Annotated in this window: 11 protein-coding genes; 3 read left to right on the forward strand and 8 right to left on the reverse strand. The window is 74.6% G+C overall.

Annotation, left to right across the window (positions count from 1 at the left end):
• Window positions 1–306: 306 nt before the first annotated feature.
• Window positions 307–1,746 (forward strand): PP2C family protein-serine/threonine phosphatase, encoded by a 1,440-nt coding sequence (locus ACZ6CZ_RS13940; protein ID WP_469019364.1) that lies wholly within the window; start codon window positions 307–309, stop codon window positions 1,744–1,746.
• A 37-nt stretch (window positions 1,747–1,783) separates the two neighbouring features.
• On the opposite strand, the gene ACZ6CZ_RS13945 is transcribed toward ACZ6CZ_RS13940, so the two are convergent.
• Window positions 1,784–3,277, reverse strand: coding sequence for a DNA-binding protein NsdB (locus tag ACZ6CZ_RS13945; RefSeq protein WP_469019366.1), 1,494 nt, complete (start codon window positions 3,275–3,277; stop codon window positions 1,784–1,786).
• Between the two features lie 266 nt (window positions 3,278–3,543).
• Between ACZ6CZ_RS13945 and ACZ6CZ_RS13950 the strand changes: the two genes are divergently transcribed.
• Window positions 3,544–4,683: an aminoglycoside phosphotransferase family protein gene (locus ACZ6CZ_RS13950; protein WP_469019368.1), complete on the forward strand. Its 1,140-nt coding sequence runs from the start codon at window positions 3,544–3,546 to the stop codon at window positions 4,681–4,683.
• A gap of 265 nt (window positions 4,684–4,948) precedes the next feature.
• The gene (locus ACZ6CZ_RS13955) at window positions 4,949–6,919 is read left to right on the forward strand and encodes an N-acetylmuramoyl-L-alanine amidase (RefSeq protein WP_469019372.1); all 1,971 of its coding nucleotides are present in this window, start codon (window positions 4,949–4,951) and stop codon (window positions 6,917–6,919) included.
• A 22-nt stretch (window positions 6,920–6,941) separates the two neighbouring features.
• Here the strand turns inward: ACZ6CZ_RS13955 and ACZ6CZ_RS13960 are convergent, their stop codons facing one another.
• From ACZ6CZ_RS13960 to ACZ6CZ_RS13990, 7 genes are all read right to left on the reverse strand, one after another.
• Complete coding sequence (locus ACZ6CZ_RS13960; protein WP_469019375.1) at window positions 6,942–7,439, reverse strand: hypothetical protein; 498 nt, start codon at window positions 7,437–7,439, stop codon at window positions 6,942–6,944.
• A gap of 207 nt (window positions 7,440–7,646) precedes the next feature.
• Window positions 7,647–8,549 carry a universal stress protein gene (locus ACZ6CZ_RS13965; protein ID WP_469019378.1) on the reverse strand — a complete coding sequence of 301 codons (903 nt, stop codon included), beginning with the start codon at window positions 8,547–8,549 and terminating at the stop codon, window positions 7,647–7,649.
• A 165-nt stretch (window positions 8,550–8,714) separates the two neighbouring features.
• Window positions 8,715–8,957, reverse strand: a complete 243-nt coding sequence (locus ACZ6CZ_RS13970; protein ID WP_469019381.1) for a DUF397 domain-containing protein — start codon at window positions 8,955–8,957, stop codon at window positions 8,715–8,717.
• Window positions 8,958–9,135: 178 nt separating this feature from the next.
• Window positions 9,136–10,650: an acyl-CoA synthetase gene (locus ACZ6CZ_RS13975; protein ID WP_469019384.1), complete on the reverse strand. Its 1,515-nt coding sequence runs from the start codon at window positions 10,648–10,650 to the stop codon at window positions 9,136–9,138.
• Window positions 10,651–10,750: 100 nt separating this feature from the next.
• A complete protein-coding gene (locus ACZ6CZ_RS13980; protein ID WP_469019386.1) occupies window positions 10,751–12,322 on the reverse strand; it encodes a phytoene desaturase family protein in 1,572 nt (523 codons plus the stop codon).
• Between the two features lie 54 nt (window positions 12,323–12,376).
• Window positions 12,377–13,258 (reverse strand): oxygenase MpaB family protein, encoded by an 882-nt coding sequence (locus tag ACZ6CZ_RS13985; protein WP_469019389.1) that lies wholly within the window; start codon window positions 13,256–13,258, stop codon window positions 12,377–12,379.
• Between the two features lie 11 nt (window positions 13,259–13,269).
• Complete coding sequence (locus ACZ6CZ_RS13990; RefSeq protein WP_469019392.1) at window positions 13,270–13,662, reverse strand: four-helix bundle copper-binding protein; 393 nt, start codon at window positions 13,660–13,662, stop codon at window positions 13,270–13,272.
• Between the last annotated feature and the right edge of the window lie 69 nt (window positions 13,663–13,731).

The raw sequence follows: 13,731 nt of genomic DNA on the forward strand, positions 1-13,731 counted from the left end.
ACACGAAATCCGGACAGAGTCGGGGCGGCCCGCCGGGTTCGCGCCACAGCGGGAACGACCGCACGTCGAACAGATGAGTGAGCGCGGCGACGCGGACCTCAACTCCCGTAGTCTTCCTACGACTTGACCGCTGCATCGCGTACGCCGGACGCACCGGACGATCCCGCCGGGAAGACTCTGGCACATGCCAGAAGCACCACCGTATCGTGTGTCGCCGAATCCCTTACAGGGCGTCGCCCGCTGTGCAACAGTCGTAACGGTCCCTCCAGTCGCCCTGGCCGTACCGTCCCCGCATCGGAGTGCGTCATGCCGTCCCCAGTCTCCGCGGACCACCCAGCCGCCCAGCCGCCCGGGCGCGGCTCGGTCGACGCGTTGATCTCGCAGGCACGGCGGCTCAAGGGCGACGTGGACGCCGTGCGGCGGGACGCGCGCAGCGACGGTTCGGACCCCGAGGACCGCTGGCAGCGCGCGCTGTACGACCTCGCCCTCCACCAGCTCGACGACCTGGACGCCCACCTCGCCCAGCTGCGGGACGGCCCGCCCCCCGCTCCGGCCGTCCGGGCCGACGCGCCGCCGACGCCCGGGGCCGGCCCGGCGGCGGGCGGCGCCGCGCACGGCGCGCTGCTCAGCCGGGTCGGCACCGCGGAGTGGGACCTGCTGAGCGACGAGGCCCGCTGGTCGGCGGAGTGGTACCGGATCCTCGGCCGCGACCCGTCCACCGCCGCGCTCACCCTCGACGAACTGCCCGCGCTGGTCGTCGCGGAGGACCGGCCGACGCTGACCTCCATGGTGACGGACTGCCTGGTCGACGCCAGGCCCATCGACGGCGAGTTCCGCGTCGTACGGCCCGACGGCACCGTGCGGAGCGTGCACATGATGGGCGAGCCGGTGCTCGACGCCGACGGCTCCACCGTGTCGATGTGGGCCGTCCTGCGCGACGTCAGCGAACTGCGCCGCAGCCAGCGCACGGTACGCGAGAGGCGTGACTCGCTGCGGCACCACCGGGCGCGCGCGGAGAGCGAGCACCGGGTCGCGGCCGAGCTGCAGGAGGCCGTCCTGCCCCCCTGGCGCGGCGCCCCGCGGCTCCCGCACGGAGGGCCGCGGACGCTCGACCTCGCCGCCCACCTGCTGCCCGGCGCCGACCGCACGCCGATCGGCGGGAATTGGTACGACGCGCTCGAACTGGCCGACGGCGACACCCTGCTCAGCGTGGGCGACCTCACCGGCCAAGGCGTGGCCGTCGCCTCGACCCTGGCCTCGCTGCTGGGCGCCGTGCGCGGCATGGCCATGGCCGGGACCCAGCCCGGGCAACTGCTGGCCTGGCTGGACCAGTTACTCGACGCCGGCGCGCAGCCCGCCCTCGGCAGCGCCGTGTGCTGCCGCTACCGCCCCCGGACCCGCACACTGGTGTGGGCGCAGGCGGGACACCCCGCCCCGCTGCTGTACCGCGACGGGACGGGGCGTGCCCTGGACGCGCCGGACGGCGTCCTGCTCGGCGCCACCACGGGACCCGTCTACGGGCAGGCCGAAGTGACCCTCGAGCCGGGCGACCTCCTTCTGCTGCACACCGAGGGCCTGGTGCCCGGGCACAGCGGGGCGGCGGCCGTGGACCGGCTCCTCGGCCTGGCCCCGCGGTTCGCCGCGGCGGGCACCGCACAGGACTGCGTGCGGACGGTCGGGGAGGAGTTCGATGCGGCCGAACGTGCGGACGACGCCTGTGTGCTCGTCGCCCGGGTGACCGGTTAGTCATCGGCGGCCGTCAGGAACGTGCTGAACATCCACGTCACGCCCGGGCGTTGTCGCTCCCTCCGCTCCTCGGCCTGGGCAGCGCGAGCCTGATCTCCTCCCGCAACTCGCTGACCTTTGGGTACCCGGCGTACTCGGCGCTGAGCCGGTACATCTGGCGCAGCCGGTCCCAGGTGCGGTGGGAGGAGTTCGACCCCATCGACACCAGGGCCAGACGCGCGTAGCGGGCGGCCTGCTCGGGGTCGTCGGCGATGAAGCAGGCGGACGCCATGGACAGGAAGTCGAAGATCTTCGACCGCTGCCGCCCGTCGACCCGCAGCGCCAGCGCCTTCTCCGCGTAGTGCTGGGCGTGCAGGGCCGCGCCGGGCTCGAACTCCGCCAGGGTGCGGTAGGCCAGGGCCTGCATGCCGTACAGGTCCTCCTCCTTGAACGTCTGCATCCAGCTCGGCGGCGGCACGTCGCCCCGGTCGGAGACGAAGAGGTCCTCCGCCGCGCCCAGGGTGCGGCGCATCGCCTGGCCCTTGCCCATGGATGCCTGTGCCCAGGCCTCGATGGTGTAGAGCATGGCCTTGGTGCGCGGCAGCACCTCGTCACCGGAGCCGGTCCTGGCGAGCTTCATCAGGTCGAGTGCGTCGTCGGGCCGGCCGAGGTGCACCATCTGGCGGGCCGCCCGGGAGAGCGCCTCCCCGGCGCGGGGCCGGTCGCCGCCCTCACGGGCCGCGTGGGCGGCGATGACGAAGTACTTCTGGGCCGTGGGTTCGAGGCCGACGTCGTGCGACATCCAGCCCGCGAGGACGGCCAGGTTGGCGGCGACGCCCCACAGGCGCCGCTGGAGGTGGTCGGGGTGGTGGTAGGCGAGCATGCCGCCCACCTCGTTGAGCTGGCCCACCACGGCCTTGCGCTGGAGCCCGCCGCCGCGGGCGGCGTCCCAGGCGCGGAAGACCTCGACGGAACGCTCCAGTTCCTCGATCTCCTGCGACCCGATGGGGGCGGCCTCGTAGCGGTCGAACCCGGCGGGGTCGGCGTGCAGGGGGTCGTCGAGGACGGGGGCGTCAGCCTTGAGTGTGGGGTCGGAGTGCAGCCAGTCGTGCATGGAGCCGCTGAGGGCGGTCGCCGCGGTGAGCGCGGCACCCGCGCCCACCAAGCCGCGTCGGTTGAGCATGAGGTCCATTCCCGTGAATTCGGTGAGGACCGCGGCGGTACGTCCGGGCGCCCATGGCACTTCGTCGGGATGTTCCGCGTCCCCGCCGTCCTGCCGTCTTCCCGTACGCCCGTGCCGCACCAGACCGAGGTCCTCGATGGTCACGACACGGCCGAGACGCTCGGTGAACAGGGCCGCCAGCACCCGCGGCACCGGATCGCGCGGGATCTCTCCCGTGTCGATCCACCGCCGCACCCGCGAGGTGTCGGTCGCCAGCTGGGGGTGGCCCATGACCGCCGCCTGCTTGTTGACCGCTCTCGCGAGTTCGCCCTTCGACCAGCCGGCCAGGCCGAACAGGTCCGCAAGGCGGGTGTTGGGTTGTCCGCTCACGTCAAGCCCCCAGGTTCTCGGCTGAGTTGACAGTAGCCCGGTGGAGGTTGCCGAGCGACTATTCGCCAGGGTTCGCCAGGGTGCGCCAGATGGTGTGCCACGGGGCGGCGGGTGTCAGGTAGGAACGCGCCACCCCGACCCGTCACCGCTCGCAGCGACGGGCGCACTCCCCAGGGTGTGTCCGGGCCGCGACCCGGCTGCCGGGCCGGGTGGGCGCAGGACTTACCGGCAGGCTCAGCAGGCACACGAAGGGATCTGTATCTCCCATGTACGCAGCATCATCCTCCGTGTCCGCCCCGCCCCGGCCGCTGCGTCCCCGCCCCGCGGGGAGTGGCCCCTACCTCGAGCCCGTGCGTCCGGGTGTGCCGGTGGCGGTGGCGGGCCGGCCACGGCGCGCCGCGGGACTCGGCGGCCAACCGCTCAGCGGGAGACTGGACCTGTCCGGTCCCCAAGGCGCGCAACTGCGCACGGCGATCGCCTCGGTGCACCGCATCTGCCCGGAGTTCACGCCGGTGCAGGTGCTGCGCCGCAGCGGGCGGTCCGTGCTCCTGGTCGGGACGACGGGGCGCAGCACGGCCGTCGCCAAGTGCCTCCTGGACCAGTCGCCCGCGTGGGCCGAGCGGCTCCGCCACGAAATAGCCGCATACCGCTCGTTCGTCCGGCACCGCCCGCCGATCCGGGTGCCGAGGCTGATCGCGGCGGACCCGGACAACTGCACCCTGGTCGTCGAGCGCATGCCGGGCCGGGTGGCGGCGCTCCAGCGGCACCCGGTGGAGGCCCCGCCCCGGACGGACATCCGGGCCGCCCTGGGCGCGATCTGCCGGCTGAACGCCTGGCGGCCCCCGGCGGGCACGTTCGGCGCCCCGCTGGAGTACGCGGCGCGCATCTCCCGCTACCACGAGCTGGGGCTGCTCACCGACCGGGACCTGGGCGACCTGCAGAAGCTGCTGCGCGGAATCGCGCACACGGCGGGCCGCCACGGGATGGGCCAGTTCTGTCACGGGGACGCGCTGCTGTCGAACATCCTGCTCTCCCCGGCCGGTCCGGTGCTGGTGGACTGGGAGCACGCGGGCTGGTACCTGCCGGGTTACGACCTGGCGACCCTCTGGTCGGTGCTCGGTGACGCGCCGGTGGCGCGGCGTCAGATCAGCCAGCTCGCCCAGTCGGGGGGCCCGGCCTCGCGGGACGCCTTCCTGGTGAACCTGATGCTGGTGCTCACCCGGGAGATCCGCACCTACGAGACGGCCGTGCAGCGGTCGATGCACGACGCGGCCCCGGCGGCACCGGGCGCGGCCCACCCGGGAGCCGCGCCGTCCGGCGAGGAGCAGCGGCTGCTGCTGCGCCGGCTGCACGACGACTGCCAGCTGGCCCGCCGGGCCGTGCGGGCGGCGGTCGGCACCCGCTGACGGAAACGAGGGTCCGTGGTGCGCCCCGAACGGCGGCGCACCGCGGGCCCTTCCGCATGTCGGCGCGCGCCGCGAGCGGTCACTGGTGTACTCCACTGACGCCGCGCAGGCCCGCGGGCGGTCACCGCGAAACTCGCCGAACCCAGCCGTGACATGGGAAATCGTCTCCTTGAGGGCATCATTGACGGATCGTCGGCCAGCCGGTACCACTGACCAAGCTCGGCGCCGCACGCCCCGCCACGCCCGCCCGTCACAGGAGGCCGCTTTGCGAGGACCCGCCACCGACCCCGCGCCCGCGCCCGGTCACAGACACACCCGGCGCATGGCCGCGGGGGCCCTCGCCTCCACGGCCCTGCTGCTGCCGCTGCTGGGCGCCGCCCCGGCCCAGAGCGCCACCGACTCCTCCGCCGGCCGGCTCCAGCGCGCCTTCGCCGGCGCCGCCGCTGAGTACCACGTCCCGCAGAGCGTCCTGCTCGCGGTCTCCTATCTCCAGTCGCGCTGGGACACGCACGCCGGAGCGCCCAGCGTGACCGGCGGCTACGGCCCGATGCACCTCACGGACGCGCGTACCGCCCTCGCCTCCGTCCCCCACCACAGCGACGGCGCGGAGGACGCGCGCGGCGACGGCGCCCGCGCCGCCCTGCACCCCGAGAGCACGGTGCCCGAGGGCGCCGCGCTGCCGGCCCGGCTGCGGACGCTGCCCGCGGCGGCCGGGCTGACCGGCATCCCGGCCGCCCGGCTGCGGAGCGACCCGGCGGCGAACGTGGCGGGGGGCGCCGCCCTGCTGGCGGCCGCGCAGCGCGGCCTCGGTGAGCCGCTGAGCGCCGACCCGGCCGACTGGTACGGCGCGGTGGCCCGGTTCTCCGGCGCGGACGACACCGCCACCGCGGCCCGCTACGCCGACGACGTGTACGACGTGCTGCACACCGGCGAGGAGCGGGTCACGGACGAGGGCCAACTGGTCGCGCTCGCCGCCCGGCCGGGGCTGCGCCCGGACACCGCGCAGCTGGCCAGGACCGGGCTGCGCACGGCCCGCAAGGACGGCACCGAGTGCCCGGCGACGGTGTCCTGCGAGTGGATCCCGGCGCCGTACGAGGAGTTCGGCGACGGCGACTACGGCAACCACGACCTCGGCGACCGGCCGGTGTCGCAGAGCATCAAGTACATCGTCATCCATGACACCGAGGGCACCTGGGACGGCGTACTGAACCTGGTTCAGGACCCCACCTATGTGTCGTGGAACTACACGATCCGCTCCACCGACGGTCTGATCGCCCAGCACGTCAAGGCGAAGGACGTGGCCTGGCACGCGGGCAACTGGTACGTCAACGCGAAGTCCGTGGGCATCGAGCACGAGGGCTTCCTGGCGGCGCCGGACGCCTGGTACACGGAGGCGATGTACCGCTCGTCGGCCCGGCTGGTGAAGTACCTGGCGAAGCGGTACGGCATCCCGCTGGACCGGCAGCACATCCTGGGCCACGACAACGTGCCGGGTCCGACGGCGTCCTCGATCCCCGGCATGCACACCGACCCGGGGCCGTTCTGGGACTGGCGGCACTACTTCCAGCTGCTGGACCACCCGTTCAAGCGCTCGGCGGGCCGGAAGGCCGGGATGGTGACCATCCTGCCGGAGTACGCGGCCAACCGGCCCACGTACACGGGCTGCACCACCGCGGGCGAGCCGTGCGCGGAGCACGGGTCGAGCGAGGTGCGGCTGTACGCCGACCACGACGAGAACGCGGCCCTCATCAAGGACGTCGGCCTGGGCACGGCCCCGACCACGGGGGTGAACGACCTGTCGTCACGGGTCTCCACCGGCCAGCAGTTCGCGGTCGCGGACCACTGGGGCGACTGGACGGCCATCTGGTACCTGGGCCAGGAGGCCTGGTTCAGGAACCCGGCCGGGCAGCCGGCCGCGGTGAACGCCTCCGGCTTCGTGGTGACGCCGAAGGCGGGTCTCACCGGCATCCCGGTGTACGGCCGCGCGTATCCGGAGAAGGAGGCCTACCCGGCGGGCGTGCCCGCCCAGTCGGTGGTGGCGCTGCCGTACACGGTGCCCGCGGGCCAGCGGTACGTGGCCGGTGACAAGGTGCCGGGCGAGTACTTCTACGCGGTCACCTTCACCACCGACTCGCACCGGGTGGTGGTCGGCAAGGACCTGTACTACGAGATCCAGTACGGCCACCGGATCGCCTTCGTCCGGGCGGCGGACGTCGACGTGGAGCCGTCGGCCTAGGCCCGGGCGGGCCCGGGCGGCCTCAGCCCTGCTGGAACAGTTCCGCCGGGAGCGGCTTCAGCAGGGCGTACAGGTCGTCGGTGATGGGGCGGTCCCAGGCCGCGATGGTGACCAGGACACCGTCGCTGCGGTCGAACTGGACGCAGGAGATCCGGCTCTCGGACAGCTTCAGCCGGCGGACGATCAGCAGGTTGTCACCCTGGAGGACCGGCATGTCCTCCGTGTCGGTGACGGTGATCTCCTCGTCGTTCTCCAGTGCCAGCAGCAGCTGGGCCACCTCGAAGGGGATCTCGCCCTCGGCGACCTCGCGGGCCGGGGAGCCCTGCGGCAGGTTGCCGATGATCATGGCGGGGCCGCGGCCGCCGAACAGGTCGTAGCGCAGGAAGACGCCCTGGCAGGTGCCGTCGGGAGCGGGCAGCAGCCCGGCACCCAGGTTGCCCGGCCAGTCGCCGGGGTCCATGGCCAGGACATCGAAGTCGGGTCCGGCAGGAGTGGCACTGCGGCGGCGGAGGAACGACATGCGGCCATGGTACGTGGCCCCGGCCCGCCGTGTGGCGGCCGGGCCACGAGGGACGAGGCCGCCGGTCGGCCGGTGTCCGGGCCGGACACCGGGTGGGCGGACCCGCGCGGACCCGGCCGCCCGCGCCGCCGCGTTCGGCCGGACGGGCGGTCCGCCGCGCGCCGGGGCCCGGGTGCGGCTCCCGCGGGGCGCGCCGGGGCCGGTGAGTCAGTCCTGCGGCGGGGCCGGGGGCACCACCGCCACCGGGCTCGCGGCGTGCAGCAGCACGGCCTGGGTGACCGAGCCGACCATGCGGGCCGGGGCGAGCAGGCGCCTGCGGTGGCGGCCGACGACGACCAGGTCGGCGTCGCGGGACGCGGCGACCAGGCTGCCGGCGGCGTCGCCCGGCACGGCCCGGATCCCGGCGCGCACGTCGGGGTGGCGCTTGCGGTGCTGGGCGAGGAAGCCCTCCGCCATGGTCCGGGTCTCGTTCGCCACGGCGTCCTGGTCGACGGTGGCCGGGACGAGTTCACCGGACGCCGCCCAGCTCTGCACCGGCCACGGGTAGGCGGCGACCACGTCGAGCCGTGCGCCGCGCAGCACGGCCTCCGCGAAGGCGAAGGCGAGGGTGGCGTCGTCGGGGCTGTCGACGTGCAGGCCGACCACCACCCGGGGTCCGGCCCCGGCCGGTGCCTCGCCGTGCACCTCACGGCCGGGGCGCGGGACGACGACCACCGGGCACTCGGCGTCGCGGGCGGCGGCGAGGCTGTTGGAGCCGAGCAGGAGACTGGCGAAGCCGCCGCGTCCGCGGGAGCCGAGGACCAGCATCTCGGCGTTGCCGCCGAGTTCGGGCAGGAGCGCGCCCGGCACGCCGTCCAGTGCGACGTACTCCGCGGCCGGCGGGTCCGTGCGGCCGGCCAGCAGGTCCCGGGCCCGGTCCAGGACGGGATCGCCGTCCGCGTCGGGCGGTGCGGCGACGAGGACGTCCGGCCCGCCCCAGGCCGTGTACTGGCGGACATGCACCACCCGGAGCGCCGTGTGCCGCCGGCCCGCGGCGCCGGCGGCCCACTCCAGGGCCCGCAGGCTGTCGTCCGAACCGTCGACCGCGGCGATAACCGGCGCCGTGCTCATCGTTCCTCACCTCCGGACATGCGACCTTCCCCGTGCCGGGTCAGCCTGGCTCAGGCACCGGCCCCGCACGGGCGTTGCTGGTCGCGTGTCCGGAAATCCGGGCGGAACACCCCCGGTTCGGCTCCGGTCGGTTCGCGGAGGAGTCCGGTCCGGGTCTCCCGGACCTCAGGTCAGGTCGAACTCCCCCTCGCGGGCCCCGGAAACGAAGGCGCCCCACTCCGCGGGGGTGAAGATCAGGGAGGGGCTCTCCGGGCGGCCGCTGTTGCGCATCGCGATGAACCCCTCGACGAAGGCGATCTGGACATCCCCAAGGCCCCGGCTGCCGGACTGCCACTGTGCCTCGCTGAGGTCCAGGTCCGGCTTGTCCCAGCCCTTGAGCGGCTGCTGCTGGATCGTGCTCTCGGCCACGTCCTGCTCCTCCCGATCTGTCGTCCGCGGCCAGCCTAGCGAGCGGGTCCGGTGCCCGACAGGCCACGTGAGGGGGACCTTTCGGGAGCGGGACGACTGGGACCTCACGCGCCCCGGACCGTGCGGGCCGGACCGTGCGGGCCGGTACCGCCCGCGCCGCTCGCCGCGCCCCTGCGCGTCACTCGGCCCGGCCGCCGAGCCGGTCCCGCAGCTCGCGTTTGAGGATCTTGCCGCTGGCGTTGCGGGGCAGTTCGGGCACGAACAGCACGCGCTTGGGCGCCTTGAAGGCGGGCAGCCGCTGCTTGACGTGGGCGATGAGCTGTTCCTGCGTCACCTCGGCGCGGCGGACGACGACCGCCGTGACGGCCTCGATCCACCGTTCGTCGGGCAGGCCGACGACGGCGGCCTCGGCGACCGCCTCGTGGGTGTACAGGGCGTCCTCGACCTGGCGCGAGGCGATCACGACGCCGCCGGAGTTGATGACGTCCTTGACGCGGTCGACGATGGTGAAGTAGCCGTCCGCGTCGCGCACGGCCAGGTCGCCGGAACGGAACCAGCCGTCCCGGAACGCCTCGGCGGTCTCCTCCGGCTTGTCCCAGTAGCCCTCGCACAACTGCGGTGAGCGGTAGACGATCTCCCCGGGTGTGCCGGCCGGGACGTCCCGGCCGGCCTCGTCGACCACGCGCGCGTCCACGAACAGCACGGTGCGCCCGCAGGAGTCGAGCCGGCCCTCGTGCTCGCCGGGGCCGAGAACCGTGGCCAGCGGGCCGATCTCGCTCTGGCCGAAGCAGTTGTAGAAGTCGAGCTTCGGCAGCCGTTCCCGCAGCCGCTCCAGGACGGGCACGGGCATGACCGACGCCCCGTAATAGGCCTTGCGCAGGCCGCTGAGGTCCCGGGTGGCGAAGTCGGGCCGGTTCGCCAGGCCGATCCACACCGTGGGCGGCGCGAACAGGCTGTCCACGCGGCCCTGTTCGATCAGGTCGAAGAGGCGGTCGCCGTCCGGCGCGTCCAGGATGACGCTGGTCGCGCCGACCGCGAGGTAGGGCAGCAGGAACACGTGCAGCTGCGCGGAGTGGTACAGCGGCAGCGCGTGCGCGGGACGGTCGCCGGCGCTGAGGTCGAGGGCGGTGATCGCGCTCAGGTACTCGTGCACCAGGGCCCGGTGCGTCATCATCGCGCCCTTGGGGAGCGCGGTGGTGCCGGAGGTGTACAGCAGCTGCACCAGGTCCTCGGCGCGCGGCTCGGGCCCGTCGTACGGCGGTGCCTGCGAGAGCCGGGCGAGCAGCGAGTCGCCGGTGTCGCGCAGCGGCAGCACGCGCGTCCCCGCGGGCAGCCGGCCGGCCAGGCCGGGGTCGGCGAGCACCAGCGAACTGCCCGACTGCGTCACGAGGTAGGCCAGGTCGTCGCCCGTCAGGTTCTGGTTGAGGGGCACGTGGACCAGGCCCGCGCGGGCGCAGGCGAGGTAGGCGACGAGGTAGGCGTCGGAGTTGTGGCCGTAGGCGCCGACCCGGTCGCCCGGGGCCAGTCCCTCGGCGAGCAGCAGTCCGGCGGCGCGGGAGACGGCGTCGTCCAGCCGGTCGTAGGTCCAGCTGCGCTCGGCGTACTCCACCGCGACACGCGCGGGCGTGCGCCGGGCGCTGCGGCGCAGCACCCCGTCGACCGTGCTGCCCTGTCCCCGCGTCGCCTCAGTCATGCCACCTGATCCTGGGTCCCGCCGCCCGGGGGGTCAAGGACCCGGACGGCCGGCCGGGGCCCGTCCGGCGGGGGCCCGCGCCGGGCGGAGAGGTCCGGTGTCAGTGCGCGTCGCCGGCCTTCAGGACCGCCATGGCCGCGTTGTGGCCCGGCACCCCGCTCACCCCTCCCCCGCGCACCGCGCCCGCGCCGCACAGCAGGACGTTGGCGTGCGGGGTCTCCACGCCCCACGGCCCGGTGTCCTCCTGGGCGTGGGGCCAGGCGAGGGCGCGGTGGAAGATGTTGCCGCCGGGCAGGCGCAGGTCGCGTTCGAGGTCGAGCGGGGTCCTGGCCTCGATGCAGAGGCGGCCGTCGGCGTCGGCGGCCAGGCAGTCGGTGAGCGGCTCGGCGAGGTGGGCGTCGAGCTGGGTGAGGGTGGCCTTCAGCAGTTCGTCGCGTACGGCGTCGTTGTCCCCGGCGAACAGGCGGGCCGGGGTGTGCAGGCCGAAGAGGGTGAGTGTGTGGTAGCCGCGGGCGACCAGCTCGGGGCCGAGGATGCTGGGGTCGGTCAGCGAGTGGCAGTAGATCTCCGAGGGCGGTGCGGCCGGCAGTTCGCCGGACGCGGCCTGGGCGTGGGCGGCGGCCAGCTGCGCGTAGCCCTCGGCGACGTGGAAGGTGCCGGAGAACGCCTCGCGCGGGTCGACCGAGCGGTCGCGCAGCCGCGGCAGCCGCTTCAGGAGCATGTTGACCTTCAGCTGGGCGCCCTCGGCGGGCTCCGGGGCGGGGGCTCCGGAGAGCCTGGCCAGCTCCTGCGGGGAAGCGTTGACCAGGACGTGCCGGGCGGCGACGGTGCCCTCGTCGCCGGCGCTGCGGTAGGTGACCTCGGCGGCGTGGCCGTCGGTGTCGATGCGCACCGCCTCGTGCCCGGTCGCCAGCACCGCGCCCGCCGCCCGCGCGGTGGTGGCGAGCGCGTCGGTGAGCGCGCCCATGCCGCCGACCGGCACGTCCCAGGCGCCGGTGCCGCCGCCGATGACGTGGTAGAGGAAGCAGCGGTTCTGGGCGAGCGAGGCGTCGTGGGCGTCGGCGAAGGTGCCGATCAGCGCGTCCGTGAGGACCACGCCGCGCACCAGGTCGTCGGCGAAGTTCTCCTCGATGGCGACGCCGATCGGCTCCTCGAACAGCGCCCGCCAGGCGGCCTCGTCGTCGACCCGGCGGCGCAGCTCCGCGCGCGTGGGCAGCGGTTCGGTGAGCGTGGGGAAGACCTTGGCGGCGACCCGCGCGGTCATGCCGTAGAAGCGCTGCCACGCCTCGTACTCGCGGGCGCCGCCGGTGAGCCGGGCGAAGGCCTCCCGGGTGCGCCGCTCGCCGCCGCCGACGAGCAGTCCGGTGGCCCGGCCGTCCCGCTCCACGGGGGTGTACGACGAGATGGTGCGGCCGCGCACCCGGAAGTCGAGCCCGAGGTCCCGCACGATCTTGCGCGGCAGCAGGCTCACCAGGTAGGAGTAGCGCGAGAGGCGGGCGTCGACGCCGGCGAACGGGCGGGTGGAGACGGCGGCCCCGCCGGTGCGGTCGAGCCGCTCCAGCACCAGCACGGACCGGCCGGCCCGGGCCAGGTAGGCGGCGGCGACCAGGCCGTTGTGGCCGCCGCCGACGATCACGGCGTCGTACGTCCGGGACAGCTCGTGTGCAGGCATGGTTCTTCGTAACACGTGATCATCTACGGCGGCCAGAGGCGTGCCGGTGCAGGGTCAGCGTCCGCCGGACGCCCGCTGCCGGCCCGCGCCGCACGGTGCCGGGCGCGCGTCCGGGCCCAGCCGCGCCACGGCGCGCAGGACGTGCCGGGGCGGCAGCCGCCGGCGCAGAGGCGCGGGAACGCGGCGCAGCAGGGCGCCCGTGGCCCGCAGCCGGCGGGTGACCGCGGCCGGTGCGGGGGCCGGTATGCCGTACAGCTCGTGGGCGTACGGCGGCAGGGAGGCGTACGCCAGGTCGGCCACGCGCCGCCACAGCACCTCGCGCGCGGGCACCAGCAGGGGGTGCACGGGCGGGCGGCGCAGGAAGTCGTCCACCGCGCGTGCGTCATCGCCCGCCGCCAGCCGTGGCCGCATCCGCTCGAAGCAGGCGGCCAGCTCCGCGCGGCCGCCGGGTGCGGCGGCGGGGTCGAGGCCCACCAGGCGGGCGCTGATCCGGTGCTCGGCGACGTAGCGGTCGGCCTCTTCGCCGGTGAGCGGGAAGCCGGAGCGGTGCACGACGTGGAGGTAGGAGCCGATCTCGGCGCAGTGCACCCACAGCAGCAGCTCGGGCTCGTCCACCCGGTAGCGCTCCCCGGTGTCCGGGTCCGTCGCGCCGAGCATGCGGTGGATCTTCCGCACCCGGGCACCCGCCCGCTCGGCCTCCTGGGCCGTGCCGTACGTCGTGGCCCCCACGAAGTCCGCGGTGCGCAGCAGCCGGCCCCAGGCGTCGCGCCGGAAGTCGGAGTTCTGCATGACGCCACGCACCGCGCGCGGGTGCAGGGCCTGGAGGTAGAGCGCCCGGATGCCGGCGACCCACATCATGGGGTCGCCGTGCAGCTGCCAGGTCACGGAACGCGGTCCGAACAGCCCCGGGTCGGCCGCCCACCGCCGCTCGTCCATGCCTGTGGGCCTCAGTTCAGGGTCTCGATGAAGTCGGTGCACGCGCGCGCGCACGCGCGGCAGGCCTCGGCGCCGTCCTCGCCTCCCTCGCCGCCCCGGCCGTCCCGCTGGTCGTCGAAGGCGTGCGCGCATTCCAGGCAGACGGTGCGGCACCACTCCAGCTGGATGCGGATGCTCTTCTCGTCCTGGCGGTTCTGCTCGGCGAGCATGCGGCAGGTGGCGTCGCACACCTCGGCGCACATGATGGCCAGCCGCCGTACCCGTTCCTGGCGCTCGCCGCCGTCGGGGTCGAGGAGGCTCGCGCGTACCGCGCACGTCCGGGCGCATTCCGTGCAGGCCTGGGCGCACGTGAACCGGTCCTCCAGGAACCGGTACAGCTCCTGCGGGGAAGTCTGCGGAGTCACACCGGGCGGGTAGCCGGGGCCGCGGTCGGCAAACCCCTCAGGGCCCGGTATGGCAATAAACCCGCATTG

This window comes from Streptomyces sp. NPDC041135 (genome assembly GCF_055592085.1).

What these genes read in the sequence shown, in the direction of transcription:
- ACZ6CZ_RS13985 (WP_469019389.1), bottom strand. Translation starts at nt 13,258, where the DNA reads ATGGACGAGCGGCGGTGGGCGGCCGACCCGGGGCTGTTCGGACCGCGT.
- ACZ6CZ_RS13940 (WP_469019364.1), top strand. Translation starts at nt 307, where the DNA reads ATGCCGTCCCCAGTCTCCGCGGACCACCCAGCCGCCCAGCCGCCCGGG.
- ACZ6CZ_RS13965 (WP_469019378.1), bottom strand. Translation starts at nt 8,549, where the DNA reads ATGAGCACGGCGCCGGTTATCGCCGCGGTCGACGGTTCGGACGACAGC.
- ACZ6CZ_RS13980 (WP_469019386.1), bottom strand. Translation starts at nt 12,322, where the DNA reads ATGCCTGCACACGAGCTGTCCCGGACGTACGACGCCGTGATCGTCGGC.
- ACZ6CZ_RS13975 (WP_469019384.1), bottom strand. Translation starts at nt 10,650, where the DNA reads ATGACTGAGGCGACGCGGGGACAGGGCAGCACGGTCGACGGGGTGCTG.
- ACZ6CZ_RS13960 (WP_469019375.1), bottom strand. Translation starts at nt 7,439, where the DNA reads ATGTCGTTCCTCCGCCGCCGCAGTGCCACTCCTGCCGGACCCGACTTC.
- ACZ6CZ_RS13950 (WP_469019368.1), top strand. Translation starts at nt 3,544, where the DNA reads ATGTACGCAGCATCATCCTCCGTGTCCGCCCCGCCCCGGCCGCTGCGT.